The sequence below is a fragment of the Salmonella sp. 741265050_HSA genome (assembly GCF_046569445.1).
Taxonomy (GTDB): Bacteria; Pseudomonadota; Gammaproteobacteria; order Enterobacterales; family Enterobacteriaceae; genus Salmonella; species Salmonella enterica.
On the sequence record NZ_JBKFSV010000011.1, the window covers coordinates 58,994 to 84,764 of the forward strand.

Below are 25,771 nucleotides of genomic sequence, written 5' to 3' on the forward strand. Positions count from 1 at the left end.
GATTAACGTACCTTCAGCGTTGCCAGGCCAATCAGCACCAGCATCAGCGAAATAATCCAGAAGCGCACAATCACGCGCGGTTCCGGCCAGCCTTTCAGTTCATAGTGGTGATGGATAGGCGCCATACGGAAAATACGCTGTCCGCGTAGTTTAAAGGAACCCACCTGCAGGATGACCGACAGAGTTTCCACCACAAAGACGCCGCCCATGATCACCAGCAGAAATTCCTGACGCAGCAGCACGGCGATAATACCCAACGCGCCGCCCAACGCCAGCGATCCGACATCGCCCATAAAAACCTGCGCCGGATAGGTGTTAAACCACAAGAATCCTAATCCCGCGCCGACAATCGCCGTACAGACAATCACCAGCTCGCCCGCATGGCGTAAATACGGAATATGCAGGTAATTGGCGAAGTTCATGTTCCCGGTCGCCCAGGCCACCAGCGCAAAGCCGGCAGCAACGAAAACAGTCGGCATAATCGCCAGACCATCAAGCCCGTCAGTCAGGTTTACGGCGTTACCCGTACCGACGATGACAAAGTAGGACAGCAGAATGTAAAACAGCCCCAATTGCGGCATAACATCTTTAAAGAACGGCACCACCAGTTGGGTCGCGGGTGTGTCTTTCCCGACGAGATAAAGCGCAAAGGCCACGCCGAGCGCGATAACCGACATCCAGAAATATTTCCAGCGCGCAATCAGCCCTTTGGTATCTTTCCGCACCACTTTGCGATAGTCATCGACAAAACCGATAATGCCGTAGCCGATCAATACCACCAGCACGCACCAGACGTACGGGTTAGACGGGTAAGCCCATAACAGAACGGAAATCACAATCGCCGTCAGGATCATGATGCCGCCCATCGTCGGCGTACCGCGTTTACTGAAGTGCGATTCCGGGCCATCGTTACGTACCACCTGGCCAAAAGAGAGTTTTTGCAGACGAGCGATCATACGCGGGCCCATCCATAAAGAGATGAACAGCGCGGTCAACAGGCTGACGATGGCGCGAAACGTCAGATAAGAAAAGACGTTAAAGCCGGAATAATATTTGACCAAATGCTCGGCCAGCCAAACTAACATGAACCTTTCTCCTGTAACGCATGAACCACATCTTCCATCGCGGCGCTGCGTGATCCTTTCACTAAAATAGTCATCATCGGTTGCTCCTGAAGCAGAGCGTGTAAACGCGCAATGAGCGCGGCTTTATCGGCAAAATGTTCGCCGACGCCGCTGGCGTGGCTGATAGCCTGACTGAGTTTTCCGGTGCTTAACACGCGATCAATACCCGCCGCTTTTGCGGCCTCGCCAACCTGGATGTGGCACGCTTCGCTTTCTGCGCCCAGCTCGGCCATATCGCCTACCACCAGCACGCGGTAGCCGGGCATTTCAGAAAGGACCTGCACTGCGGCGGTCATCGAACCGACGTTGGCGTTATAAGCGTCATCCAGTACCAGTTGGTTTTCACTTAGTTGAATCGGGAACAGACGCCCGGGTACAGCTTTTAACGCCGCCAACCCTGCTTTAACCGCCATCAGCGTCGCCCCCACCGCCATTGATAAAGCAGCGGCCGCCAGCGCGTTGGCAATATTGTGCCGCCCCGGCAACGGCAGCAGCACATCAATGCTGCCCATCGGCGTTTGCAGAGTAAATTCGGTACCGTGTGACGTCACGTGGATATTCGCAGCGGTAAAGTCGCTGTTTGCCGCATTCGGCGAAAAACGCCACACCTGACGATCGCCAATAATGCTTTGCCAGTTCAGCCAGTCATTATTATCGGCATTCATAATCGCGATACCGTTCTCAGGCAAACCGGTATAGATTTCGCCTTTCGCTTTCGCCACGCCGGCCAACGAGCCGAAGCCTTCCAGATGCGCCGCCGCCAGGTTATTGACCAGCGCCGCTTCCGGGCGCGTCAGGCTAACGGTCCAGGCGATTTCTCCCTGGTGATTAGCGCCTAACTCGATTACCGCATAGTCATAATCATGGTTTAAGCGCAGCAGCGTTATCGGCACGCCGATGTCGTTGTTAAAATTGCCTGCGGTATACAGAGTATTTCCGCACTGGCTAAGAATCGCGGCGGTCATCTCTTTGACCGAGGTTTTGCCGGACGAACCGGTTAACGCCACCACCCGCGCCGGTACCTGCATACGTACCCAGGCGGCCAGTTGGCCAAATGCCTGACGCGTGTCTTTTACAATCACCTGCGGGAGATCGATATCCAGAGGACGACTGACCAGCAGGGCGCCAGCGCCGTTCGCTTTTGCTTTATCAGCAAAATCATGCGCATCAAAGCGTTCCCCTTTCAGCGCCACGAACAGGCATCCCGGCGTCACTTTCCGTGTGTCGGTAATGACCGTATCGAGCGTGAGATCCGCCCCGCGGTGTTCGGCGCCAAGGACATCGGCAATTTTGCTGAGCGTTACGCTAATCATGCGATCACCCCCAGCAAACGCGCTGCGGTCACGCGGTCTGAATAATCAAGACGCTGCGTGCCGACAATCTGGTAATCCTCGTGCCCTTTACCTGCAATCAGCACGACGTCATTGTCTTTTGCCTGCATAATGGCATTGGTTACCGCCTCAGCGCGGCCTTCCATTACCCTGACCTGCCCGGCGTCCAGCATTCCGGCCAGAATATCGTTGATAATGGCGCGCGGCTCCTCGGTACGCGGGTTATCGTCAGTCACCACGACGATATCCGCGAATTCTTCGGCAATGGCCCCCATGAGTGGGCGCTTACCTTTGTCACGATCCCCGCCACAGCCAAAGACGCACCACAATTTTCCGGCGCAGTGCAGGCGCGCCGCCTGCAACGCTTTTTCCAGCGCATCCGGCGTGTGCGCGTAATCCACCACCACCGTCGGTTTGCCTGGCGCAGTGAACACTTCCATACGCCCGCAAACCGGCTGCAAACGCGCGGCGGTTTTCAGCAAATCCGTTAACGGATAGCCCAGCGCCAGCAGCGTCGCCAATGCCAGCAGTAAGTTGCTGACGTTAAACGCGCCCATCAGGCGGCTTTCGATTTCGCCTTCACCCCAGCTTGAAGCAAAACGAATCGTCGCTCCGCGGTCGTGGTACTCTACCGCCTCCGCTTTCAGCCAACGACCGTGACAGTTAGGGTTGATATGCCCTTCCATTGATACCGCGACCGCATCGGGTAGCGACGCCAGCCAGCGGCGTCCAACTTCATCATCGGCGTTGACGATTGCCTGACCGTGATGGTGGGTGGAATAAAGCATCCATTTTGCCGCCTCGTAATGCGCCATATCGCCATGATAGTCGAGATGGTCGCGGCTCAAATTAGTAAACACGGAGGCGGCAAATTTCAGCGCCGCCACGCGATGCTGCACCAGGCCGTGAGAAGAGACTTCCATCGCGCCGAAGGTCGCGCCCTGCGCAACCAGACTGGCCAGCACATGCTGAACATCCACTGCGGAACCGGTTGTGTTCTCCGTCGGGATCACTTTACCCAACAGTCCGTTACCTACCGTCCCCATCACTGCGCTGGTTTCGCCGAGCAACTGGCTCCACTGCGCCAGTAGTTGGGTGGTGGTGGTCTTGCCATTGGTGCCGGTCACCGCCACCAGACGCATGTTTTCAGATGGCTCATGGTAAAAGCGGCCCGCCAGCGCAGATAAACGCTCATTGAGCTGGCTGAGATAGACGACCGGTACGCCGTGCATTTCGCGAATCTCACCGTCGCTCGCCTCGTCTTTCGCCTCTGCAATAATGGCAGCTACGCCTTGCGCTATCGCCTGCGGGATATATCGACGCCCGTCCGCCTGATGACCCACCACTGCCACAAAGAGATCGCCCGCCGCAGCCACACGGCTGTCGAGCGTCATCTCTCGCAGTTCTCGCGCGGGTAGTCCAGCCACCCACGGAGCAAGAAGGTCGCGCAAATTACGATCTGCCACCTGTTCCCTCGCCTTGATTAATTACGAATTCATTTTTTTCGCCCGTTGCCAGCGCGTCCGGTTCGATGTTCATGGTGCGCAGAACGCCGCCCATGATGGCACCAAATACCGGCGCGGAAACGGCGCCGCCGTAGTATTTACCCGCCTGCGGATCGTTGATGACAACCACCAGCGCGAAGCGCGGCTGACTCGCAGGCGCGACGCCTGCGGTATAAGCAATGTATTTGTTGATGTAGCGACCGTCCGGCCCCACTTTTTTCGCCGTACCGGTTTTAATCGCGATACGGTAGCCTTTAATTGCCGCCTTCACGCCGCCGCCGCCCGGCAGCGCCACGCTTTCCATCATATGCACCACGGTGCGTACGGTGGATTCAGGGAAGATGCGTTCGCCGGGTACAGGCGGATCAACTTTGGTAATCGACAGCGGGCGATAAATGCCATAGCTGCCGATCGTTGCATAGACTCGCGCTAACTGTAACGGCGTTACCATTAGCCCGTAGCCGAAAGAGAAGGTGGCCCTCTCTATGTCGGACCACCGTTGTTTTTGAGGATATAAGCCACTGCGTTCTCCGACCAACCCCAAATTGGTCGCCTTTCCTAGCCCAAAACGTGAGTAAGTATCTACTAACGCTGAGGACGGCATCGCTAACGCCAGTTTGGATACACCGACGTTACTCGACTTCTGTAGAACCCCGGTCAGGGTTAATTCGCTGTAGCGCGCCACGTCTTTAATTTCGTGGCCGTTAATTCGGTATGGAACGGTATTCAACACCGTATTTTCGTTGACGATACCGCGCTGAAGCGCAGTCATCACCACCATCGGCTTAACCGTAGAACCCGGTTCAAACACGTCGGTGATGGTACGGTTACGCATCGCGTCTTTCGGCGTACCGGCAAGGTTGTTGGGGTTATAGGAAGGGCTATTCGCCATCGCCAGTACTTCACCGGTATTGACATCGACCAGCACCGCGCTACCGGATTCCGCCTTGTTAAACGCCACCGCGTTGTTCAGTTCGCGGTAAACCAGCGCCTGTAAGCGTTCATCAATGCTTAACGCCAGGTTGTGCGCTGCCTGACTGTCAGTGGAGGAGATATCCTCAATCACGCGGCCATAGCGGTCTTTACGCACGATTCGCTCGCCAGGCTGACCGGTAAGCCACTTATCAAAGCTCTTTTCAACGCCTTCAATCCCCTGACTGTCGACGTTGGTAAAACCGATGAGGTGAGCGGTTACTTCTCCTGACGGGTAGTAGCGGCGGGATTCTTCACGCAAATGAATGCCCGGCAGTTTGAGTTTTTTGATGTAGTCCGCCATGTCAGGATTTACCTGGCGCGCCAGATAAATAAAACGCCCTTTCGGGTTGGCGTTGATACGGGCGGAGAGCTGATCGAGCGGAATATTGAGCGCAGTAGAAAGCGCTTTCCAGCGATCGCCGACGCTGATGCCGCCGGCGTCATGAACTTCTTTCGGGTCGGCCCAAATCGCCTTAACCGGTACGCTGACCGCCAGTGGACGCCCGGAACGGTCGGTAATCATACCGCGTGAGGTGGAGACTTCCTGAACACGCAGCGAACGCATATCGCCCTGACGCACCAGCATATCCGGGGCGATAATCTGTAGCCACGCCGCGCGTCCAAGTAAAAAAACCAGCGCCAGTAAAATACAGCCGCACAGCAACGCAAAACGCCAACTGATGAAGTTGGTCTGTTCTTCCTGGCGCTTCGATTTTTGCGTTTTTGCCGCTGCTTTCATGCGTCGCGTTTATCCTTATTTTTGCACTACGATATTTTCTTGGGACGGATCAACATGCTGCATTTGCAGCTTTTCCGTTGCGATCCGCTCCACCCGGCTGTGATCGCCGAGCGCATTTTCTTCAAGGATCAGGTTGCGCCATTCAATGTCCAATGCATCGCGCTCCAGAACCAGTTGTTCACGCTGCGCGGTGAGTAAACGAGTATGGTGCGCCGTCGTGACCACCGTCACCGCCGTTAAAATGATGCAAATGAACAAGCAGAGTGGCAGCTTCCCGAACCGCAAAAGATCGTCACCGATCACGCCAGGCAAGGCATGGCGCTCGTTGCTTCCTATCGATCCCTTCACTTTGCTTAGGGCTTCTGTCACTCTGCTGATCATGCGTTCGTCCTCTCTGCGATACGCAGAACTGAACTACGGGCCCGAGGATTTTCAGCTACCTCTTTTTCACCCGGCATCAACTTGCCTAACGCTCGTAACTCACGACCGCCCAGTTTTTTGAGCTGCGCTTCCGTCATCGGTAATCCCGCCGGTACCTGCGGACCGCGGCTTTGCTCACGCATAAAGCGTTTCACAATACGGTCTTCCAGCGAGTGGAAACTGATGATTGAAAGCCGCCCGCCTGGGGCCAGTACGCTGAGCGAGCTTTTTAGCGCCTGCTCTATCTCCTCCAGTTCACTGTTTACCCAGATGCGCACCGCCTGGAAGGTACGGGTCGCGGGATGTTTGAATTTGTCTTTTACCGGGGTCGCCGCCGCAACCACTTCCGCCAGCTCTTTGGTGCGGGTCATCGGCTGTTCGCGATTGCGCTCAACAATGGCGCGAGCAATACGTTTGGCAAAACGCTCCTCGCCGAATGTTTTCAGCACCCAGGCGATATCCGCCTCCTCCGCCGTTTGTAACCACTCGGCGGCAGACTGGCCGCGCGTCGGGTCCATTCGCATATCCAGCGGACCGTCGCGCATAAATGAAAAACCGCGCTCCGCATCGTCAAGCTGCGGAGAAGAGACGCCAAGATCGAGAAGGATCCCGTCAATCTTGCCGGTAAGCTCGCGCTCGGCTACATAATCAGCCAACGCGGAAAAAGGTCCATGAATGATGGAGAAGCGAGGATCATTGATGGCCTGCGCAACGGCGATCGCCTGCGGATCGCGATCGATCGCCAGCAAGCGCCCCTCTTCGCCCAGTTGCGAGAGGATCAGGCGCGAGTGGCCGCCGCGACCAAATGTGCCATCAATATAGATACCATCCGGACGAATATTCAGCCCATTAACGGCTTCATCCAACAGTACCGTAGTGTGTTTAAAATTTTCCATCATCTTATAGAGACAAGTCCTGCAGCCGCTCCGATAACGTTTCGGTAGCTGACTGTTCAGCGTCGATATCTTCCTTGACCTGTTGATACCAGGTCGTTTCATCCCACAGCTCAAATTTGTTGAACTGTCCAACCAGCATCACTTCTTTCGTCAGTCCGGCATGTTGCCGCAGAACTGGCGCGATCAGTAATCGACCTGCACCATCCATCTGACATTCGCTGGCATGGCCCAACAGTAAACGCTGTACGCGACGTTCTACCGGGTTCATGCTCGACAGACGAGATAACTTTTGTTCAATAATTTCCCATTCAGGCAGGGGGTAAAGCAGCAGGCATGGGTGATGGATGTCAATGGTACATACCATTTGACCGGTAGCGCTCTCGATCAGTTGCTCCCGATAACGGGTCGGCACGGTCAGGCGCCCTTTACTGTCGAGATTGACTAACGTTGCCCCCCGGAACATGCCAGTCTCACCCCTTCTTACCACTTTATCCCACAAATTCCCACTCGAAGGAGTTTACGGAGCGGAGGAAAAGCTTGTCAAGCAAGTCACAACGCTTACCTAAGTAAAAAAGCCAATGTTTACGGCGAATATCTGCGTTGATTAATTTCCACCCAGCGTGCAAGCCAAATTAACGTTATGAATATTTGTAAGAAAAAAACCAAAGACCCACCGCCGTTTAAAACGGACTCAATATAATCCGAGAAAAATATAAAGTGTCAGTTTGCGACGCGAGCGGCATTTTAGGACATATTGCACCGTGTTAACAGTGCCTGTTTAACGTGTGCAGCGCCTGCTATACCAGCGCCTACGAGCGACTGTCGCGCCAAAGACAAAAAGTGGCTGTTAATTCGACGATTTCTTGCCTGCTTGTAACAAAACAAGACAAAGGAAAAGACTCGTTACGTCTTAATTAGTGGAATATGGACGGTTTCGGGCAAAAGAAAGGTAATAAAAAAGAATTTTCGGATAATTTTAAGGAATAATCTTAATTATTTAAGGGATATTTTTACTGATACGCATTTGTTTGACGGCGGCAGAAGAGAGAGTCTTTCACCGCCGGTCCTTTAGCTACGGCTCAGAATGCCGCGACGATACAGGTTTCGCCGAATACGCGTTAAGCCGGGTTTCGGTTTACGCGGTTCATCAAGACTTGCCAGCACAATCTCCAGCACGCGTTCCGCGACATCACGATGACGCTGCGCCACCGCCAGTACCGGGCATTGCAGAAAATCCAGCAGCTCATGATCGCCGAAGGTCGCAATCGCTAAATCCGAAGGCAGTTTTCCATCGCGCCGCAGCGTAACGTCCATCACGCCCTGTAATAGCGCGAACGATGTCGTAAAGAGCGCCTGCGGCATAGGATGCGTTTCCAGCCATTTCTCAAACAACTGCGCGGCGGCTTCGCGCTCATAGCTGTTGGCATATAAGAAACTCACCTCCCGCGGATCGTCCTTCCATGCGGTGCGGAACCCCTGCTCGCGCAGGAAACTGACGGACAACTCCGGCAGCGCGCCCAAATAAAGCACCGTTTCCGCCGGGAATTTACGCAGCTCTTCCGCCAACATCTCGGCATCATCCTGATCGGCGCCGACCACGCTGGTGAAATGTTCGCGATCCAGCGCGCGGTCGAGCGCGACGATGGGGAACGGATCGTTGGCCCAGCGCTGATAGAAGGGATGCTCCGGCGGTAACGAAGTTGAAACAATGATTGCATCCACCTGGCGTTGCAAAAGGTGCTCAATGCAGCGCATTTCGTTATCCGGCTGATCTTCAGAACAGGCGATCAGCAGTTGGTAGCCACGCTGGCGTGCCTGGCGCTCAAGATAGTTTGCGATACGGGTGTAGCTCGTGTTTTCAAGGTCCGGGATCACCAGACCAATGGAACGTGTGCGTCCAGCACGCAGCCCGGCAGCCACAGCGTTAGGATGGTAATTGTGCTCACGCACTACCGCCATGACTTTTTCTACGGTTTTGTCGCTCACGCGGTATTGCTTTGCTTTACCGTTTATAACGTAGCTTGCAGTTGTGCGCGAGACACCGGCCAGCCGAGCGATTTCATCCAGTTTCACAATTGCCCCTTGTGTAAATTGTACAAACCATAACCTTTATGTCGGCATGGGTTAAAATCGTTAACATCTAAGCGCAGTTTGATCACTCCGGCAACCGCTTTTATTCCGGGTTACCACGGATTTCGCAAAAAAAAAGCCCAACCGGTGATATTGGGTTGGGCGATAATTCCTGTTGGCTGATATCCGGCAAACCTGCCTGATGGCGCTACGCTTATCGGACCTGGGCCAGATATCAGCCTGTAGACCGGATAAAACGCAACCGCGTCGTCATCCGGCGAATCTGCTCAGCGCATAATCTTATCGCCGCGCGAAAGCCCGACGACGCCTGAACGCGCCACTTCAACAATTTTCGCCACGTCGCGCAGCGAGGCCAGAAAAGCATCCAGTTTATCGCTGGTGCCCGCCAGTTGAACGGTATACAGCGTTGGCGTAACGTCAATAATCTGACCACGGAAAATTTCCGTATTACGCTTCACCTCTTCCCGTCCGTAGCCGCTGGCCTGGATTTTCACCAGCATGATTTCCCGCTCAACGTGCGCTCCCTGCCCCAGCTCGCTGACGCGCAGCACATCAACCAGCTTGTGCAGTTGCTTTTCAATTTGCTCAAGCACTTTTTCATCGCCTACCGTCTGGATAGTCATGCGCGACAACGTCGGATCGTCTGTCGGCGCGACGGTCAGGCTTTCAATATTATATCCGCGTTGCGAAAAGAGGCCGATAACCCGCGATAACGCCCCAGATTCGTTTTCCAGTAATACCGATAAAATCCGGCGCATCATCAGGTCCTCTCCGTTTTGCTTAACCACATTTCGTCCATCCCGCCCCCGCGAATCTGCATCGGATAGACATGCTCGCTGCCATCAACGGTGACATCGACGAACACCAGTCGGTTATTACGCACATGCTCAAGGGCTTCGCTGAGTTTACTTTCCAGCTCATCCGGACGGTTAATCTGCAGCCCGACATGGCCATATGCTTCCGCCAGGCGCACAAAATCCGGCAACGACTGCATATAAGACTGAGAATGGCGACCGGAATAGATCATATCCTGCCACTGTTTCACCATCCCCAGATAACGGTTGTTCAGGTTCAGAACCAGTACCGGCAATTCATACTGTAAGGCTGTCGATAGTTCCTGAATGTTCATCTGTATACTGCCATCGCCGGTCACGCAGACCACCATTTCTTTCGGCAGGGCCATTTTAACGCCCAGCGCAGCCGGTAGGCCAAAACCCATCGTGCCGAGCCCGCCGGAATTAATCCAGCGACGTGGTTTATCGAACGGGTAATAGAGAGCAGCAAACATCTGGTGTTGTCCTACATCGGACGTCACGTAAGCGTCGCCCTTCGTCAGACGCCAGAGGGTTTCAATCACCGCCTGGGGTTTAATACTTTCGCTTTCCGCGTCATATTTCAGGCACTGACGGGCGCGCCAGCTCTCTATCTGCTGCCACCAGTCGCGAATATCATCCTGCGGCTGAGACGGCGCATCCTGCGCCAGTAGCTCCAGCATTTGTTCCAGTACCAGGCGGGCATCGCCCACCACCGGGATATCAGCGTTAACCGTTTTGGATATGGACGTCGGGTCAATGTCGATGTGTAATACCGTCGCGTTCGGACAATATTTAGCGAGATTATTCGTCGTGCGGTCGTCAAATCGTACGCCAACAGCGAAAATCACGTCGGCGTTATGCATGGTCATATTGGCTTCATAAGTGCCATGCATTCCCAGCATTCCTAACGACTGGCGATGAGTAGCAGGAAACGCGCCCAGTCCCATTAATGAAGAGACCACCGGCAGGTTAAAGGTTTCAATGATGTGGCGCAGCGGCGCATAGCAGGCCGCGCTTATCGCCCCTCCCCCAACGTAGACCACAGGTTTTTTTGCCGACGCCAGCGTTTGCAAGGCACGCTTAATTTGTCCTTTATGTCCTGATGTTGTGGGATTGTAAGAGCGCATACTGACCGTTTCCGGCCAGACATACGGCATTTTTTTCGCCGGATTCAAAATATCTTTCGGTAAATCCACGACCACCGGCCCAGGACGTCCGCTTGCCGCCAGCCAGAAGGCCTTTTTAAGCACCTGGGGAATATCTTCCGTCTGTTTGACCAGGAAGCTATGTTTGACCACCGGTCGGGAAATCCCCACCATGTCGCACTCCTGAAAGGCATCATAGCCAATCAATGAGGTGGCGACCTGGCCGGAAAGAATCACCAGCGGAATGGAATCCATATAGGCCGTAGCAATCCCGGTAATCGCATTGGTCGCTCCCGGTCCGGAAGTCACCAGCACCACGCCAACGTCGCCAGTGGCTCGCGCCAGGCCATCCGCCATATGCACCGCGGCCTGCTCATGACGCACCAGCACATGATCGATCCCTCCAACGGTATGTAGCGCATCATAAATATCAAGCACTGCGCCTCCAGGATAGCCGAACACCTGCTTTACGCCTTGATCGATAAGCGATCGGACGACCATCTCGGCTCCAGACAACATCTCCACGGCTTGCCTCCACTTTATACCTGTCATCACGGTTTGACGGACACCTTAACCGCTCGCTATCACGCCTGGCAATTGGGTGGAATGACGTAAAGATGGGGAAGGTTAGAATAATCAGGAGGCAAGAAGAGAAGAAATGGAGAAATACTCCGTCTGAATCACACCAGGTAATAAATAATCGCTTATAAATGCAGACTTACAGCAATTCATCTATTTTTCACAGCGACGAAAAGAATCGCTCACCGTTAATTCAGCATAAAATTTTTGATATACGCTAAAAAGCAGAATAAACCAGAATTTGTTTCTGATTTATTCTGCCCGGTTTTATCGCTTACAAACAGAAACTAATAAATCTTCCATCCATTGGTGCCCTTTATCACGCCCAGCCGCTTCATGCCAGGAAAGGTAGCATGTCCGACTATTCAGTTTTAAAGGCAACGGCAATATTTGCAGCTCCAGCGACTCCGCAAACTCTTCCACCAGCCAGCGCGGGGCAATAGCGACCAAATGCGTCTGCGAGACCACATTCAGAACGCTGATAAGCGCCATGCCCTGATAAGCCACGCTTGACTGTTTATCCGACGTGTCATACCACGGCTGGCTAAATGACGCATAACGATCGAGAGAAACAACCGCATGTTGTTCATTATAAACATCGCCTTCCAGTAGCGGGCCGCTAATACGCGGGTGTTTTCGGCTGGCGACTAAAACCATTTCATCTTTAAATAGCGGTACGCTGGTAAACTCAGGACGACGGAATTCTTCATAACTAATAACGAACTCGGTTTCCTGATAGCGTAGCTGATGCTCAGTATTCTGATTCAACGACGCTTTAAAAACGACATGAATATTTGGCGCAATTTGTTCTACACGATTATAAATCTGTGACGTCAGGATATTATCCAGCGGACTGCACACGCAAAGATTGAATACACGTTCGCTGCTGGTCGGCTCAAACCCCGATCCCGGCAATTCATTTTGCACCAATTGCAACGCCTGACGGACTGAACCAAATAACTGAAATGCACGGGCAGTCGGCTGAATTCCTCGTCCATATCGAACAAAAAGTTCGTCATTAAACATAACCTTCAGACGCGCTACGGCGTTACTGACCGCAGGCTGCGACATTCCCAGCGTGTGGGCGGCGCGCGTAATATTCTGCTCTTGCATTACCGCATCGAACACGGTCAATAGGTTCAAATCAACCATGCGAAGCTGTGGTTTGCCCATATCTAAAAGATGCGGCTTTTCGGTTTTGACCTCTGGCATATTTAACTCCACTGTCACGCTTAACTCCCTTTTTCTGGCTGAAGGCAGAAATAATTCCTGAAAATATGATTTACCATGCATATAAAATAAGAAAAAGGGAAAGCGTTAAAATTCGGAAAACATAAAGACGCTGACAGAGACAAATAGAATGCCAGCGCAAGCGTAATGTGTCCTGAGTCACACCATTGCGATTCATAATGTTTAAATTACGCAAGCAATATAACCATAACTATGGCGAATACACAATCATACACCAAGTGAATGATCATTTAAGTTTCAATTAAATGTTTATATTATTAATAGCTAAAAAGTTAACATTAATTTATCAATAACTTTATCCTTATCCATTAAGTAAACAAGGTTATTTGTTAAAATACAAAATAAATCAAAAAGATAAACCAAACCTTTAGCATACCTTTAACAGGCCACTGCCCTAACCAACTTGCAAACAAAAATGCCTAAATATTTCAAACAATGAAAAGTATGAATGTCCACTCGTTCTTTTATCCTTTATTGGACGCGCAGCCCAGCACAATTAGCTAAAGTACGTATCCGGATATCGTCAACAAAATGCAATAGCGACAGAAAATAGAGTTGACATTAAACGGCATATCCAGTACCACTAAAAGCATAACGCATTCGCTGGAGCTGAATTAATGTCACATATCGTTCGTTTCACTGGGCTACTACTACTCAACGCATTTATTGTGCGCGGTAGACCGGTGGGCGGCATTCAACATTAAGTCAGCTCGAAGTCAAACAAAACCCGCGCCGTTGCGCGGGTTTTTTTATGCCTGACGCAAGGCGCCCCTGGAGACAAGGACCACATCATGAGCCAGCAAGTCATTATTTTTGATACGACCTTACGCGACGGCGAACAAGCGTTACAGGCCAGCCTGAGCGCGAAAGAGAAGCTGCAGATTGCCCTGGCCCTTGAGCGCATGGGTGTTGATGTCATGGAAGTAGGCTTCCCGGTCTCTTCTCCGGGTGATTTTGAATCTGTCCAAACCATCGCCCGCACCATCAAAAACAGCCGCGTTTGCGCCCTGGCGCGTTGTGTAGAAAAAGACATCGACGTCGCGGCACAGGCGCTGAAGGTCGCCGACGCGTTTCGCATCCATACTTTTATCGCCACCTCGCCAATGCACATCGCCACTAAGCTGCGCAGCACGCTGGATGAGGTCATCGAACGCGCGGTATACATGGTTAAGCGGGCGCGTAATTACACTGATGACGTAGAGTTCTCCTGCGAAGATGCTGGCCGGACGCCTGTTGACGATCTGGCGCGCGTGGTGGAAGCCGCTATAAACGCCGGCGCGAGAACCATTAATATTCCCGATACCGTGGGCTATACCATGCCGTTTGAGTTTGCGGGAATCATTTCCGGCCTGTATGAACGTGTCCCCAATATCGACAAAGCTATCATCTCCGTTCATACCCACGACGATTTAGGGATAGCGGTAGGCAACTCGCTGGCGGCAGTACATGCGGGCGCGCGTCAGGTTGAAGGCGCGATGAACGGTATCGGAGAACGTGCCGGTAACTGCGCACTGGAAGAAGTGATCATGGCGATTAAAGTGCGCAAAGACATCATGAACGTACACACCAACATCAATCACCACGAAATCTGGCGCACCAGCCAGACCGTCAGCCAGATCTGTAACATGCCGATCCCGGCCAACAAAGCAATTGTCGGCAGCGGCGCTTTCGCCCACTCTTCCGGCATCCACCAGGATGGCGTCCTCAAGAACCGCGAAAACTATGAAATCATGACGCCAGAGTCCATCGGTCTGAACCAGATACAGCTGAACCTGACCTCCCGCTCTGGCCGTGCCGCCGTGAAACATCGCATGGAAGAGATGGGTTACAAGGACACAGACTACAACATGGACCACCTGTACGACGCATTCCTGAAGCTGGCGGACAAAAAAGGCCAGGTGTTCGACTATGACCTGGAAGCGCTGGCGTTTATTAATAAACAGCAAGAAGAACCAGAGCATTTCCGTCTGGATTACTTCAGCGTGCAGTCCGGCTCCAGCGATATCGCCACCGCTTCCGTGAAGCTGGCCTGTGGTGAAGAGATCAAGGCCGAAGCGGCGAACGGCAACGGCCCGGTCGACGCCATCTATCAGGCGATTAACCGCATCACTGGCTACGACGTTGAGTTGGTTAAATACGACCTGAACGCCAAAGGCCAGGGCAAAGACGCGCTGGGTCAGGTCGATATCGTCGTGAACCATCATGGTCGCCGCTTCCACGGCGTCGGGCTGGCGACGGATATCGTCGAATCCTCCGCCAAAGCGATGGTGCACGTACTGAACAATATCTGGCGCGCCGCCGAAGTTGAAAAAGAATTGCAACGCAAAGCTCAAAATAAAGAGAACAACAAGGAAACCGTGTAATGTCGAAGAACTATCATATTGCCGTACTGCCGGGCGACGGTATCGGCCCAGAAGTCATGGCGCAAGCCCTGAAAGTTATGGATGCGGTACGCAGCCGTTTTGATATGCGTATCACCACCAGCCGCTATGACGTCGGCGGTATTGCTATCGACAATCATGGTCATCCACTGCCGAAAGCCACCGTTGAAGGGTGCGAGCAGGCGGATGCCATTCTGTTTGGCTCCGTCGGCGGCCCGAAATGGGAAAATTTGCCCCCGGAAAGCCAGCCAGAGCGCGGCGCTCTGCTGCCGCTGCGCAAACATTTCAAATTATTCAGTAACCTGCGTCCGGCGAAACTGTATCAGGGACTGGAAGCATTTTGCCCGTTGCGCGCCGATATCGCCGCTAACGGTTTCGATATCCTGTGCGTGCGCGAGCTGACCGGCGGGATCTATTTCGGACAGCCAAAAGGCCGCGAAGGCAGCGGTCAGTACGAAAAAGCCTTTGATACCGAAGTTTATCACCGCTTTGAGATCGAGCGCATTGCCCGTATCGCCTTTGAATCGGCGCGTAAACGCCGCCGTAAAGTCACCTCTATTGATAAAGCCAACGTACTGCAAAGCTCTATCCTGTGGCGTGAGATCGTCAATGATGTCGCGAAAACGTATCCCGATGTGGAACTCGCGCACATGTATATCGATAACGCCACCATGCAGTTGATTAAAGACCCGTCGCAGTTTGACGTACTGCTGTGCTCTAACCTGTTCGGCGACATTCTGTCCGACGAATGCGCGATGATCACCGGCTCAATGGGGATGTTGCCCTCCGCCAGCCTGAACGAGCAAGGATTTGGCCTGTATGAACCGGCTGGCGGCTCCGCGCCGGATATCGCCGGGAAAAATATCGCCAATCCAATTGCGCAGATCCTGTCGCTGGCGCTGCTGCTGCGCTACAGCCTGGATGCCAACGATGCGGCAACGGCCATTGAACAGGCGATCAATCGCGCATTAGAAGAGGGCGTTCGCACCGGCGATTTAGCCAGGGGCGCTGCCGCAGTCAGTACCGATGAGATGGGCGATATTATCGCCCGCTATGTCGCAGAAGGGGTGTAATCATGGCCAAAACGTTATACGAAAAATTATTTGATGCCCACGTGGTCTTTGAGGCGCCAAACGAAACGCCGCTGCTGTACATCGACCGCCACCTGGTGCATGAAGTCACCTCTCCGCAGGCGTTTGACGGTCTGCGCGCGCACCATCGTCCGGTACGTCAGCCAGGGAAAACCTTCGCCACGATGGATCACAACGTCTCGACGCAGACTAAAGACATTAATGCTTCCGGTGAAATGGCGCGTATCCAGATGCAGGAGCTGATTAAGAACTGTAACGAGTTCGGCGTCGAGCTGTATGACCTGAATCACCCGTATCAGGGCATCGTCCATGTGATGGGGCCGGAACAGGGCGTCACCCTGCCGGGCATGACCATCGTCTGCGGCGACTCCCACACCGCCACCCACGGCGCGTTTGGCGCGCTGGCCTTCGGCATCGGCACTTCTGAGGTAGAACATGTACTGGCGACGCAAACCCTGAAACAGGGGCGCGCTAAAACCATGAAGATTGAAGTCACGGGCAACGCCGCGCCGGGCATTACCGCCAAAGACATCGTGCTGGCGATCATCGGTAAAACCGGCAGCGCCGGCGGCACCGGGCACGTGGTTGAATTTTGCGGCGACGCTATCCGCGCGCTGAGTATGGAAGGCCGCATGACGCTGTGCAATATGGCGATTGAGATGGGCGCCAAAGCCGGTCTGGTCGCCCCGGATGAAACCACTTTCAACTACGTAAAAGGGCGTTTGCACGCGCCGAAGGGCCGCGATTTTGACGAAGCCGTCGAGTACTGGAAAACGCTGAAAACCGATGACGGCGCGACCTTTGATACTGTCGTCACCCTGCGAGCAGAAGAGATCGCGCCGCAGGTGACCTGGGGCACGAATCCGGGCCAGGTGATTTCCGTCACCGACATCATCCCCGATCCCGCCTCTTTTAGCGATCCGGTTGAGCGCGCCAGCGCCGAAAAAGCGCTGGCTTATATGGGCTTACAACCGGGCGTACCGTTAACGGACGTTGCTATTGATAAAGTCTTTATCGGCTCTTGTACCAATTCGCGTATTGAAGATTTGCGCGCGGCGGCGGAAGTCGCCAAAGGGCGCAAAGTTGCGCCTGGCGTGCAGGCGCTGGTGGTGCCGGGTTCAGGTCCAGTGAAAGCGCAGGCAGAAGCGGAAGGTCTGGACAAGATCTTTATCGAAGCAGGATTTGAATGGCGCTTACCGGGCTGTTCCATGTGCCTGGCCATGAATAATGACCGCCTGAACCCGGGCGAGCGCTGCGCATCCACCAGCAACCGTAACTTTGAAGGCCGTCAGGGCCGCGGGGGTCGCACGCATTTAGTCAGCCCGGCGATGGCCGCCGCTGCCGCCGTTACCGGCCACTTCGCCGATATTCGCAGCATCAAATAAGGAAACTACCATGGCAGAGAAATTTACCCAGCATACCGGCCTGGTTGTCCCACTGGATGCCGCCAACGTCGATACCGATGCAATTATCCCTAAACAGTTTTTGCAGAAGGTTACGCGCACCGGTTTTGGCGCCCATCTGTTTAACGACTGGCGCTTCCTGGACGAAAAGGGCCAACAGCCAAATCCGGAATTCGTGTTGAACTTTCCGGAATATCAAGGCGCGTCGATTCTGTTGGCGCGAGAAAACTTTGGCTGCGGCTCTTCACGCGAACACGCGCCGTGGGCGCTGACCGATTACGGCTTTAAAGTGGTGATCGCGCCAAGCTTCGCCGACATTTTCTACGGCAACAGTTTCAATAATCAACTGCTGCCGGTAACCCTGAGCGACGCACAGGTCGATGAGCTGTTTGCCCTGGTGAAAGCCAATCCGGGCATTAAATTTGAAGTGGATCTGGAAGCACAGGTGGTGAAAGCAGGCGATAAGACCTACAGCTTTAAAATCGACGACTTCCGCCGCCACTGCATGTTGAACGGTCTGGACAGCATTGGGCTGACGCTGCAGCACGAAGACGCGATTGCCGCCTACGAAAATAAACAACCGGCATTTATGCGGTAACCCTTGACGCCTTACCGGGCCTACAGGTTATGCAATATCACCCGGTTGCCATTATATTCTGTAGGCCTGATAAGCGTAGCGCCATCAAGCTCCGGGTTACTCATCAGTCGCTCATGCCGGGGATATTCCGGCATTTTTTATACGATTTTTACTCGCCCGGTCACCACCTGCGTGACCACAGAAACAGCCGAAATAAAAAAAGCCAGCAGATATTATCTGCTGGCGGGTGATTTTAGGCTATCGCCTACACCAATACTCAGTCACACATGATGTCTGCAATTGGCTTCAATCGGTCGCCTCCCACTGCATCAGTTCCGCGAGCATTTTTAAGCGCTGCGGCGCGCTCAGGCAAGCCAGCCAGGACGTTTTTTCCGTCGCGGCAAAATATCTCAACCAGAACTGGTGCATAGTGACCTCTTCCTCTTGCTTCATCGAAAGATATTATTGGCCTAATATAGGGATAATAAAATTGCTGAGTTTTTCATCGGAGTTCCCCTTTTATGCCCTCAGGTCGCCTGCAACAACAATTTATCCGTCTCTGGCAATGTTGTGACGGTAAAACGCAAGACACCACGCTTAATGAGCTGGCGGATCTGCTGAACTGTTCGCGTCGCCATATGCGTACGCTGCTAAATACGATGCAGGCGCGCGGTTGGCTAACATGGGAAGCCGAAGTTGGACGCGGAAAGCGTTCGCGTCTGACGTTCCTGTATACCGGACTGGCGCTGCAACAGCAGCGGGCGGAAGACCTGCTGGAACAAGATCGAATCGATCAACTGGTACAACTGGTCGGCGATAAAAGCGCTGTCAGGCAAATGCTGATTTCCCATCTGGGACGCAGCTTCCGCCAGGGGCGGCATATTCTGCGGGTTCTTTACTATCGTCCGATGCATAATCTCCTGCCGGGAACCGCATTACGTCGCTCGGAAACCCATATTGCCCGGCAAATTTTCAGTTCGCTCACACGGGTAAATGAGGAAAACGGGGAACTGGAAGCGGACATTGCGCACCACTGGCAGCAAATTTCCCCTTTACTGTGGCGCTTCTACCTGCGCCCCGGCATTCATTTTCATCATGGCCGCGAGCTGGAGATGGAAGATGTCATCGCCTCGCTGACGCGTATCAATACGCTTCCGCTTTACTCGCACATCACAAAGATAGACTCCCCTACCGCGTGGACGCTGGATATTCATCTTTCCCAGCCGGATCGCTGGTTGCCGTGGCTGCTGGGCCAGGTCCCGGCGATGATTTTGCCGCGGGAGTGGGAAACGCTGGCTAATTTCGCCAGCCACCCTATCGGCACCGGGCCTTATGCCGTGCGGCGTAATACGCCGAACCAACTCAAGATACTCGCCTTTGATGATTACTTCGGCTATCGGGCGTTGATAGACGAAGTGAACGTCTGGGTACTGCCGGATATCAGTGAAGAACCGGCCTGCGGCTTGATGCTGGAAGGGCCGATACAAGGCGGTGAAAAAGCGATAGAAAGCCGACTGGAAGAGGGGTGCTATTACCTGCTATTCGACGCCAGAACGCCGCGCGGCGCGCATCCGCAGGTCAGAGAATGGGTAAGCCACGTCCTCTCCCCCACCAATTTACTCTATCATGCCGATGAACCGCTACAGCAGCTCTGGTTCCCGGCCTATGGGCTTTTACCGCGCTGGCATCACGCCCGTCCAGGCCCGGGCGAAAAACCCGCCGGGCTGGAAACCCTCACGCTGACCTTCTATCGCGAACACATTGAGCACCGGGTTATCGCCCGTATCATGAGCGCGCTTCTGGCTGAACATCAGGTGCATCTGCATATTCAGGAGATCGACTACGATCAATGGCACGCCGGCGAGATCGAAAGCGATATCTGGCTCAATAGCGCTAACTTTACGCTGCCGCTGGATTTCTCGCTGTTCGCGCACCTGTGCGAAGTACCGCTCTTGCAGAACTGCATTCCGCGCGACTGGCAGGACGACGCCGCGCAGTGGCGCGCTGGCGAGATGAACCTGGCGAACTGGTGCCAGCAGCTGCTGACCAACAAAGCGATTGTGCCGTTGATCCACCACTGGCTGATTATCCAGGGACAACGCAGTATGCGCGGGCTGCGCATGAATACCCTCGGCTGGTTTGATTTTAAATCGGCGTGGTTTGCGCCGCCAGATCCTTAACGCCAGCTCTTGATTGCTGCCCGGCAACAAAATCACTACACTAACGCCGAACTCAACGGGGTGCCGCGCTCATGCGCGCGCTGAGAAAATACCCGTCGAACCTGATCCGGATAATGCCGGCGAAGGGATTTGAGGTTACCTCTCAAGTCCTTTGCCACTCTTTAACTGAGGTGCAAAGTGTTAAAAAAATATCTTCCGCTTTTACTCCTGTGCGCGGCGCCTGCTTTCGCCAACCCCGTTCTCACCGTCTATACCTACGACTCGTTCGCCGCCGATTGGGGGCCAGGCCCGGCGGTGAAAAAAGCGTTTGAAGCCGATTGCAACTGCGAGCTGAAACTGGTGGCGCTGGAGGATGGCGTTTCACTGCTCAACCGCCTGCGGATGGAGGGGAAGAACAGCAAAGCCGATGTGGTGTTGGGGCTGGACAACAATCTGCTGGAAGCGGCCACGCAAACTAAACTCTTTGCCAAAAGCGGCGTGGCGAATGAGGCGGTCAAGGTGCCCGGCGGCTGGAAAAACGACACATTTGTGCCGTTCGATTACGGCTATTTCGCCTTTGTCTACGATAAAAGCAAGCTGAAAAATCCGCCGAAAAGCCTGAAAGAACTGGTCGAGAGCGATCAAAAATGGCGGGTGATTTATCAGGATCCGCGTACCAGTACGCCAGGGCTGGGGCTGTTACTGTGGATGCGCAAAGTCTATGGCGATAACGCGCCGCAGGCCTGGCAAAAACTGGCGGCCAAAACGGTGACGGTGACGAAAGGCTGGAGCGAGGCCTACGGTTTATTTCTGAAAGGTGAAAGCGATTTGGTGCTCAGTTACACCACCTCTCCGGCGTATCACATTATTGAAGAGAAGAAGGACAATTACGCCGCCGCGAACTTCAGCGAAGGCCATTACTTACAGGTAGAAGTCGCGGCGCGTACCGTCGCCAGTAAGCAGCCGGAACTGGCTGAGAAATTCCTCAAGTTTATGGTTTCTCCGGCGTTTCAGAACGCCATACCCACCGGCAACTGGATGTACCCGGTAGCGGACGTCGCCTTACCAGCAGGGTTTGAATCATTGGCCAAACCCGCCACAACGCTGGAGTTCACGCCGCAACAAGTGGCAGCACAACGCCAGGCATGGATTAGCGAATGGCAACGCGCCGTCAGCCGTTAATTCCCGGCTGGCTGGCTCCGGGGCTGTGCGCCGCCGCGCTGATGATAACCGTCTCGCTGGCGGCCTTTCTGGCGCTTTGGCTGAACGCGCCGGCGGGCGCGTGGTCGACAATCTGGCGGGATAGCTACCTGTGGCATGTGGTGCGCTTCTCATTCTGGCAGGCGTTTCTGTCCGCAGTGCTGTCTGTGGTCCCGGCGGTTTTTCTCGCTCGCGCGCTTTATCGACGCCGTTTTCCTGGACGTCTGGCGCTGCTGCGTCTGTGCGCCATGACGCTGATTCTGCCGGTACTGGTTGCCGTGTTCGGTATTCTTAGCGTGTATGGCCGTCAGGGCTGGCTGGCCTCGCTGTGGCAGATGCTGGGGCTTCAGTGGACATTCTCCCCCTACGGCTTGCAGGGCATTTTACTGGCGCACGTCTTTTTTAATCTGCCAATGGCGAGCCGTTTGTTGCTGCAATCGTTGGAAAGCATTCCCGGCGAGCAGCGCCAGCTCGCCGCCCAGCTCGGTATGCGCGGCTGGCATTTTTTTCGTTTTGTCGAATGGCCGTGGCTGCGCCGCCAAATTCCGCCCGTCGCGGCGCTGATTTTTATGCTCTGCTTCGCCAGTTTCGCAACGGTCCTGTCGCTCGGCGGCGGCCCGCAGGCCACCACTATCGAACTGGCTATCTTTCAGGCGCTCAGTTATGACTACGATCCTGCCCGCGCGGCGATGCTGGCATTAATCCAGATGGTCTGCTGCCTGGCGCTGGTACTGCTAAGCCAACGGTTGAGCAAAGCGATTGCGCCGGGGATGACGCTGACGCAGGGCTGGCGCGATCCTGACGATCGTCTCCACAGCCGTCTGACGGACGCCTTATTAATCGTGCTGGCGCTGCTGCTGCTGCTTCCGCCGCTGGTCGCCGTGGTGGTCGATGGCGTCAACCGCAGCCTGCCGGAGGTGCTGGCGCAACCCATTCTGTGGCAGGCTGTCTGGACATCGCTACGCATTGCGCTGGCGGCGGGCGTTCTGTGTGTGGTGCTGACCATGATGCTGCTGTGGAGTAGCCGCGAGCTACGCCAACGCCAGCAACTATTCGCCGGACAAACGCTGGAACTCAGCGGGATGTTGATCCTCGCGATGCCGGGGATCGTGCTGGCGACAGGCTTCTTTTTACTGCTCAATAACAGCGTTGGCTTACCGGAATCCGCCGACGGCATCGTGATTTTCACCAATGCGCTGATGGCAATCCCCTACGCGCTAAAAGTCCTGGAAAACCCAATGCGCGATATTACCGCCCGTTATGGAATGCTGTGCCAGTCATTAGGAATTGAAGGCTGGTCGCGGTTAAAGGTCGTGGAACTGCGGGCGCTGAAACGTCCGCTGGCGCAGGCGCTGGCGTTTGCCTGCGTACTTTCTATCGGTGATTTTGGCGTCGTCGCGCTTTTCGGCAATGACAATTTCCGCACGCTGCCGTTTTATCTGTATCAGCAGATCGGCTCCTACCGCAGCCAGGACGGAGCGGTGACCGCGCTGATACTATTGCTGCTCTGCTTTACGTTATTTACCCTCATAGAGAAACTACCGGGCCGACATGCTAAAACTGATTGATATCACCTGGCTTTACCATCATTTGCCGATGCGTTTTACGCTGGCGGTAGAACGCGGCGAGCAGGTGGCGATTCTTGGCCCCAGCGGCGCGGGGAAAAGCACGTTGTTGAATTTAATTGCCGGTTTTCTTGCGCCTGCCAGCGGTACGTTACTTATTGCCGGTGAAGATCATACGCTTACGCCGCCCTCACGCCGTCCGGTCTCAATGCTGTTTCAGGAGAATAATTTATTCAGCCACCTGAATGTGCAGCAAAATATCGGTCTGGGGCTAAACCCCGGGTTAACGCTCAACGCCAGCCAGCGGGAAAAACGGGACGCTATCGCACGTCAGATGGGCATTGAGAGTCTGATGGCGCGTTTGCCGGGCGAACTGTCCGGCGGCCAGCGTCAGCGGGTAGCGCTGGCGCGCTGCCTGGTACGTGAACAGCCAGTACTGCTGCTGGATGAACCGTTCTCCGCGCTCGATCCCGCGCTGCGCCAGGAGATGCTGACGTTGGTCAGCGATATCTGCCGCGAGCGACAGCTCACGCTGTTGATGGTCTCGCACAGTGTGGAAGATGCGGCGCGAATTGCGCCCCGGTCAATCGTCGTGGCCGACGGGCGTATCGCGTGGCAAGGCAAAACAGACGAGCTACTAAGCGGTCAAGCCAGCGCCTCAGCGCTATTGGGCATCAAATCCCATATTTTGTAGGCCGGATAAGGCGAAGCCGCCATCCGGCAAAGGAATCGTTAGTAACCCACAACTTTGCGCAGAATATCGATATATACCGGCATCAGCGGGTGGCGAATCAGCACCACCAGCGCGACCACGCCGATCCCGAGCGTCAACGGCGCCAGATACAGCAAACGGCTGCGGGGGAAATACGCGGTTAAACGATCGACTGCCGCTTTGCCGCTGCGCCACAGCCGCCAGCATAGCCAGCCTCCGACCCACAGCAGCAACGCCGTCGCCAGCAGCAGCCATTTGAAATCTCCGCTCTGCATATCGGAAGGAATATCGATTGCCGCTCCCGCCAGAATGCCCGGCAGGAAATAAAACGGCGGCCACAGCAAACAGCCAATCAAGTTCGGCCCAATAAATTTCGCCACGGGAAGATCCAGCATCCCTGCCACCATCGGCACCAGAGGCCTCGTCGGACCGACAAAACGTCCGACCAGGATCGTGAACATACTGTGCTGATGCAGCGCGTGTTCGGTTTTATCCAGCAGCGACTTGTTCTTTTTCATAAAAGACCAGCGGTGTAGCGGCTTTTTAAAGCGCCACCCCAGCCAGAACGAAATCCAGTCGCCCATCAGACAGCCGATAATACCCACCAGCCAGGCATGCCAAAAATTGAGCTCGCCGCTGCCGATAAGCGCGCCCAGCCCCGCCATCAGTACCGTACCGGGTAAAATCAACCCCACCAGCGCCAGCGATTCCAGGAAGGCGACCAGCAACACGGCGATAAGCGAATACAAAGTGGATTGGGTGATAAAGTGTTCCAGCAGTGCTTGCATAGTGTGTCCGTCAGCGTGATGAAGCAGGGATTCTGCTTACCCCGTCCCCCTTCGTCAAGCCGTCAATTATCCGAATAGTTACGGCTTATGACATCTTTGTGGACACATCATTCACTTTTTATTCACATCCGGCCCTGAACTCGCTAGGACTTGCCCCTGTGCATTTTTTAAATACCCGCGAAAAATAGAGCTGATCGTCAAATCCAACATTGCGCCCAACGGTCGCTATCGGCATTCGCGTGGTGCTAAGCAGGAGTTTCGCCTGGCTGATACGCTGATCTTCGCGCCAACTCAATACGCTAATGCCTAACTGCTGGCGGAACAGATGCGATAACCGGGAGGGCGACAGGCAGACATGCTGGGCGACGCTGGCGATATCAAAATGGCTGTCTGCCAGATGGTCGCTGATATACTGGCAGGCATCGCGCACACGGCTATCCATCGGCGGGTGCAACGACTCATTAATTACCGCCATACGTCTGAGCAACAACTGCTCCAGCAGATTGATCGCCAGTAGCTCAGAATAGCGGCCTTCCCCTTGCCCGGCGCTGATGATCTGCCCGAACAGTTCGCTGAAATGCGGCTGGCGCGCCTCGTCCGGGCGGAAAAATCCTGTCTGGGCAAAGATTGTCGGCCAGGTCAGCCACTCCTGCCAGTAGGCGCGAGGCCGGAAATAAACCCACTGGTGATACCACTCGCTGGCGTCCGGATGCCGTCCATAGTGATGAATCTCGCCCGGCGGAAACAATAATATATCGCCAGGCCGACAGACAAACTGCTCGCCATTATTATTAATGACGCCTTCTCCGCGGATAGTCAGGTTAAGAATATATCCCTTCATGCCCAACGGACGATCGATAAAAAAATCCAGATATCCATTCGCTTCAATCGGCGTCAGCCCGGCGACCAGATGGGCATTAAATGAATATCCCGGCAATAGCGGATCATTTTGCGTTTCAGCCATGATTTATCTACCCCCCGATGTTCAGAGAAGAAACAAATTGTCCATATTGACCAGGACGAC

The 25,771-nt window shown here is 54.4% G+C and carries 23 protein-coding genes and 1 riboswitch; of the genes, 9 read left to right on the plus strand and 14 right to left on the minus strand.

Annotation, left to right across the window (positions count from 1 at the left end):
• Positions 1-2: 2 nt before the first annotated feature.
• From mraY to leuO, 11 genes are all read right to left on the minus strand, one after another.
• Positions 3-1,085: a phospho-N-acetylmuramoyl-pentapeptide-transferase gene (gene mraY / locus ACLD4F_RS16745; RefSeq protein WP_000964138.1), complete on the minus strand. Its 1,083-nt coding sequence runs from the start codon at positions 1,083-1,085 to the stop codon at positions 3-5.
• Positions 1,079-2,437: a UDP-N-acetylmuramoyl-tripeptide--D-alanyl-D-alanine ligase gene (gene murF, locus ACLD4F_RS16750; protein WP_208293114.1), complete on the minus strand. Its 1,359-nt coding sequence runs from the start codon at positions 2,435-2,437 to the stop codon at positions 1,079-1,081. Before murF ends, mraY begins: the two co-directional genes overlap by 7 nt.
• Entirely contained in the window at positions 2,434-3,921 is a 1,488-nt protein-coding gene (gene murE / locus ACLD4F_RS16755; protein ID WP_000775073.1) for a UDP-N-acetylmuramoyl-L-alanyl-D-glutamate--2,6-diaminopimelate ligase, read from the minus strand. Before murE ends, murF begins: the two co-directional genes overlap by 4 nt.
• Positions 3,908-5,674: a peptidoglycan glycosyltransferase FtsI gene (ftsI, locus tag ACLD4F_RS16760; RefSeq protein ID WP_000642235.1), complete on the minus strand. Its 1,767-nt coding sequence runs from the start codon at positions 5,672-5,674 to the stop codon at positions 3,908-3,910. The genes murE and ftsI overlap by 14 nt, the downstream gene beginning before the upstream one ends.
• Before the next feature lie 15 nt (positions 5,675-5,689).
• Complete coding sequence (gene ftsL / locus ACLD4F_RS16765) at positions 5,690-6,055, minus strand: cell division protein FtsL (protein ID WP_000625651.1); 366 nt, start codon at positions 6,053-6,055, stop codon at positions 5,690-5,692.
• Positions 6,052-6,993, minus strand: a complete 942-nt coding sequence (gene rsmH / locus ACLD4F_RS16770; protein WP_000970433.1) for a 16S rRNA (cytosine(1402)-N(4))-methyltransferase RsmH — start codon at positions 6,991-6,993, stop codon at positions 6,052-6,054. The genes ftsL and rsmH overlap by 4 nt, the downstream gene beginning before the upstream one ends.
• A 1-nt stretch (position 6,994) precedes the next feature.
• A complete protein-coding gene (mraZ, locus tag ACLD4F_RS16775) occupies positions 6,995-7,453 on the minus strand; it encodes a division/cell wall cluster transcriptional repressor MraZ (protein WP_000488294.1) in 459 nt (152 codons plus the stop codon).
• 605 nt (positions 7,454-8,058) lie between these two features.
• Positions 8,059-9,063 carry a catabolite repressor/activator gene (gene cra / locus ACLD4F_RS16780; RefSeq protein WP_000762407.1) on the minus strand — a complete coding sequence of 335 codons (1,005 nt, stop codon included), beginning with the start codon at positions 9,061-9,063 and terminating at the stop codon, positions 8,059-8,061.
• A gap of 284 nt (positions 9,064-9,347) precedes the next feature.
• Positions 9,348-9,839 (minus strand): acetolactate synthase small subunit, encoded by a 492-nt coding sequence (gene ilvN / locus ACLD4F_RS16785; RefSeq protein WP_001563086.1) that lies wholly within the window; start codon positions 9,837-9,839, stop codon positions 9,348-9,350.
• A gap of 2 nt (positions 9,840-9,841) precedes the next feature.
• Positions 9,842-11,566 (minus strand): acetolactate synthase 3 large subunit, encoded by a 1,725-nt coding sequence (gene ilvI / locus ACLD4F_RS16790; protein ID WP_000425619.1) that lies wholly within the window; start codon positions 11,564-11,566, stop codon positions 9,842-9,844.
• A gap of 321 nt (positions 11,567-11,887) precedes the next feature.
• Positions 11,888-12,832, minus strand: a complete 945-nt coding sequence (leuO, locus tag ACLD4F_RS16795) for a transcriptional regulator LeuO (protein WP_024797379.1) — start codon at positions 12,830-12,832, stop codon at positions 11,888-11,890.
• Positions 12,833-13,488: 656 nt separating this feature from the next.
• Between leuO and leuL the strand changes: the two genes are divergently transcribed.
• The 5 genes from leuL to leuD all read left to right on the plus strand — a co-directional run bounded on the left by leuL (position 13,489) and on the right by leuD (position 18,344).
• Entirely contained in the window at positions 13,489-13,575 is an 87-nt protein-coding gene (gene leuL, locus ACLD4F_RS16800) for a leu operon leader peptide (protein ID WP_001575587.1), read from the plus strand.
• A gap of 87 nt (positions 13,576-13,662) precedes the next feature.
• Positions 13,663-15,234, plus strand: coding sequence for a 2-isopropylmalate synthase (gene leuA / locus ACLD4F_RS16805; protein WP_000082819.1), 1,572 nt, complete (start codon positions 13,663-13,665; stop codon positions 15,232-15,234).
• Positions 15,234-16,325, plus strand: coding sequence for a 3-isopropylmalate dehydrogenase (gene leuB / locus ACLD4F_RS16810; protein ID WP_000042336.1), 1,092 nt, complete (start codon positions 15,234-15,236; stop codon positions 16,323-16,325). Before leuA ends, leuB begins: the two co-directional genes overlap by 1 nt.
• 2 nt (positions 16,326-16,327) lie before the next feature.
• Positions 16,328-17,728, plus strand: coding sequence for a 3-isopropylmalate dehydratase large subunit (leuC, locus tag ACLD4F_RS16815; RefSeq protein ID WP_001140632.1), 1,401 nt, complete (start codon positions 16,328-16,330; stop codon positions 17,726-17,728).
• 10 nt (positions 17,729-17,738) lie between these two features.
• Complete coding sequence (leuD, locus tag ACLD4F_RS16820; RefSeq protein ID WP_000818267.1) at positions 17,739-18,344, plus strand: 3-isopropylmalate dehydratase small subunit; 606 nt, start codon at positions 17,739-17,741, stop codon at positions 18,342-18,344.
• A 285-nt stretch (positions 18,345-18,629) separates the two neighbouring features.
• On the opposite strand, the gene sgrT is transcribed toward leuD, so the two are convergent.
• Positions 18,630-18,752, minus strand: a complete 123-nt coding sequence (gene sgrT, locus ACLD4F_RS16825; RefSeq protein WP_000553886.1) for a glucose uptake inhibitor SgrT — start codon at positions 18,750-18,752, stop codon at positions 18,630-18,632.
• A 92-nt stretch (positions 18,753-18,844) separates the two neighbouring features.
• Here sgrT and sgrR point away from each other — a divergent pair, with 92 nt between their 5' ends.
• The 4 genes from sgrR to thiQ all read left to right on the plus strand — a co-directional run bounded on the left by sgrR (position 18,845) and on the right by thiQ (position 23,941).
• Positions 18,845-20,503 (plus strand): HTH-type transcriptional regulator SgrR, encoded by a 1,659-nt coding sequence (gene sgrR, locus ACLD4F_RS16830; RefSeq protein WP_076726003.1) that lies wholly within the window; start codon positions 18,845-18,847, stop codon positions 20,501-20,503.
• Between the two features lie 46 nt (positions 20,504-20,549).
• Positions 20,550-20,649, plus strand: a riboswitch (TPP riboswitch).
• Positions 20,650-20,680: 31 nt separating this feature from the next.
• The gene (thiB, locus tag ACLD4F_RS16835) at positions 20,681-21,664 is read left to right on the plus strand and encodes a thiamine ABC transporter substrate binding subunit (RefSeq protein WP_076726001.1); all 984 of its coding nucleotides are present in this window, start codon (positions 20,681-20,683) and stop codon (positions 21,662-21,664) included.
• Complete coding sequence (thiP, locus tag ACLD4F_RS16840) at positions 21,640-23,250, plus strand: thiamine/thiamine pyrophosphate ABC transporter permease ThiP (RefSeq protein WP_076726000.1); 1,611 nt, start codon at positions 21,640-21,642, stop codon at positions 23,248-23,250. The genes thiB and thiP overlap by 25 nt, the downstream gene beginning before the upstream one ends.
• Entirely contained in the window at positions 23,234-23,941 is a 708-nt protein-coding gene (gene thiQ / locus ACLD4F_RS16845; RefSeq protein WP_000915973.1) for a thiamine ABC transporter ATP-binding protein ThiQ, read from the plus strand. The genes thiP and thiQ overlap by 17 nt, the downstream gene beginning before the upstream one ends.
• A 38-nt stretch (positions 23,942-23,979) precedes the next feature.
• On the opposite strand, the gene ACLD4F_RS16850 is transcribed toward thiQ, so the two are convergent.
• Both ACLD4F_RS16850 and araC read right to left on the minus strand, forming a co-directional pair.
• On the minus strand, positions 23,980-24,747 hold the full coding sequence (locus ACLD4F_RS16850) for a DedA family protein (protein WP_061377108.1): 768 nt from the start codon (positions 24,745-24,747) through the stop codon (positions 23,980-23,982).
• 118 nt (positions 24,748-24,865) lie between these two features.
• The gene (araC, locus tag ACLD4F_RS16855) at positions 24,866-25,711 is read right to left on the minus strand and encodes an arabinose operon transcriptional regulator AraC (RefSeq protein ID WP_000852387.1); all 846 of its coding nucleotides are present in this window, start codon (positions 25,709-25,711) and stop codon (positions 24,866-24,868) included.
• Positions 25,712-25,771 lie beyond the last annotated feature (60 nt).

Coding starts and splice junctions, on each gene's coding strand:
- ftsL (WP_000625651.1), bottom strand. CDS start 6,055: ATGATCAGCAGAGTGACAGAAGCCCTAAGCAAAGTGAAGGGATCGATA.
- ftsI (WP_000642235.1), bottom strand. CDS start 5,674: ATGAAAGCAGCGGCAAAAACGCAAAAATCGAAGCGCCAGGAAGAACAG.
- ilvN (WP_001563086.1), bottom strand. CDS start 9,839: ATGCGCCGGATTTTATCGGTATTACTGGAAAACGAATCTGGGGCGTTA.
- thiP (WP_076726000.1), top strand. CDS start 21,640: ATGGCAACGCGCCGTCAGCCGTTAATTCCCGGCTGGCTGGCTCCGGGG.
- leuC (WP_001140632.1), top strand. CDS start 16,328: ATGGCCAAAACGTTATACGAAAAATTATTTGATGCCCACGTGGTCTTT.
- leuA (WP_000082819.1), top strand. CDS start 13,663: ATGAGCCAGCAAGTCATTATTTTTGATACGACCTTACGCGACGGCGAA.
- sgrT (WP_000553886.1), bottom strand. CDS start 18,752: ATGCACCAGTTCTGGTTGAGATATTTTGCCGCGACGGAAAAAACGTCC.
- thiQ (WP_000915973.1), top strand. CDS start 23,234: ATGCTAAAACTGATTGATATCACCTGGCTTTACCATCATTTGCCGATG.
- leuO (WP_024797379.1), bottom strand. CDS start 12,832: ATGCCAGAGGTCAAAACCGAAAAGCCGCATCTTTTAGATATGGGCAAA.
- rsmH (WP_000970433.1), bottom strand. CDS start 6,993: ATGATGGAAAATTTTAAACACACTACGGTACTGTTGGATGAAGCCGTT.
- leuD (WP_000818267.1), top strand. CDS start 17,739: ATGGCAGAGAAATTTACCCAGCATACCGGCCTGGTTGTCCCACTGGAT.
- ACLD4F_RS16850 (WP_061377108.1), bottom strand. CDS start 24,747: ATGCAAGCACTGCTGGAACACTTTATCACCCAATCCACTTTGTATTCG.
- mraZ (WP_000488294.1), bottom strand. CDS start 7,453: ATGTTCCGGGGGGCAACGTTAGTCAATCTCGACAGTAAAGGGCGCCTG.
- sgrR (WP_076726003.1), top strand. CDS start 18,845: ATGCCCTCAGGTCGCCTGCAACAACAATTTATCCGTCTCTGGCAATGT.
- mraY (WP_000964138.1), bottom strand. CDS start 1,085: ATGTTAGTTTGGCTGGCCGAGCATTTGGTCAAATATTATTCCGGCTTT.
- leuB (WP_000042336.1), top strand. CDS start 15,234: ATGTCGAAGAACTATCATATTGCCGTACTGCCGGGCGACGGTATCGGC.
- araC (WP_000852387.1), bottom strand. CDS start 25,711: ATGGCTGAAACGCAAAATGATCCGCTATTGCCGGGATATTCATTTAAT.
- leuL (WP_001575587.1), top strand. CDS start 13,489: ATGTCACATATCGTTCGTTTCACTGGGCTACTACTACTCAACGCATTT.
- murF (WP_208293114.1), bottom strand. CDS start 2,437: ATGATTAGCGTAACGCTCAGCAAAATTGCCGATGTCCTTGGCGCCGAA.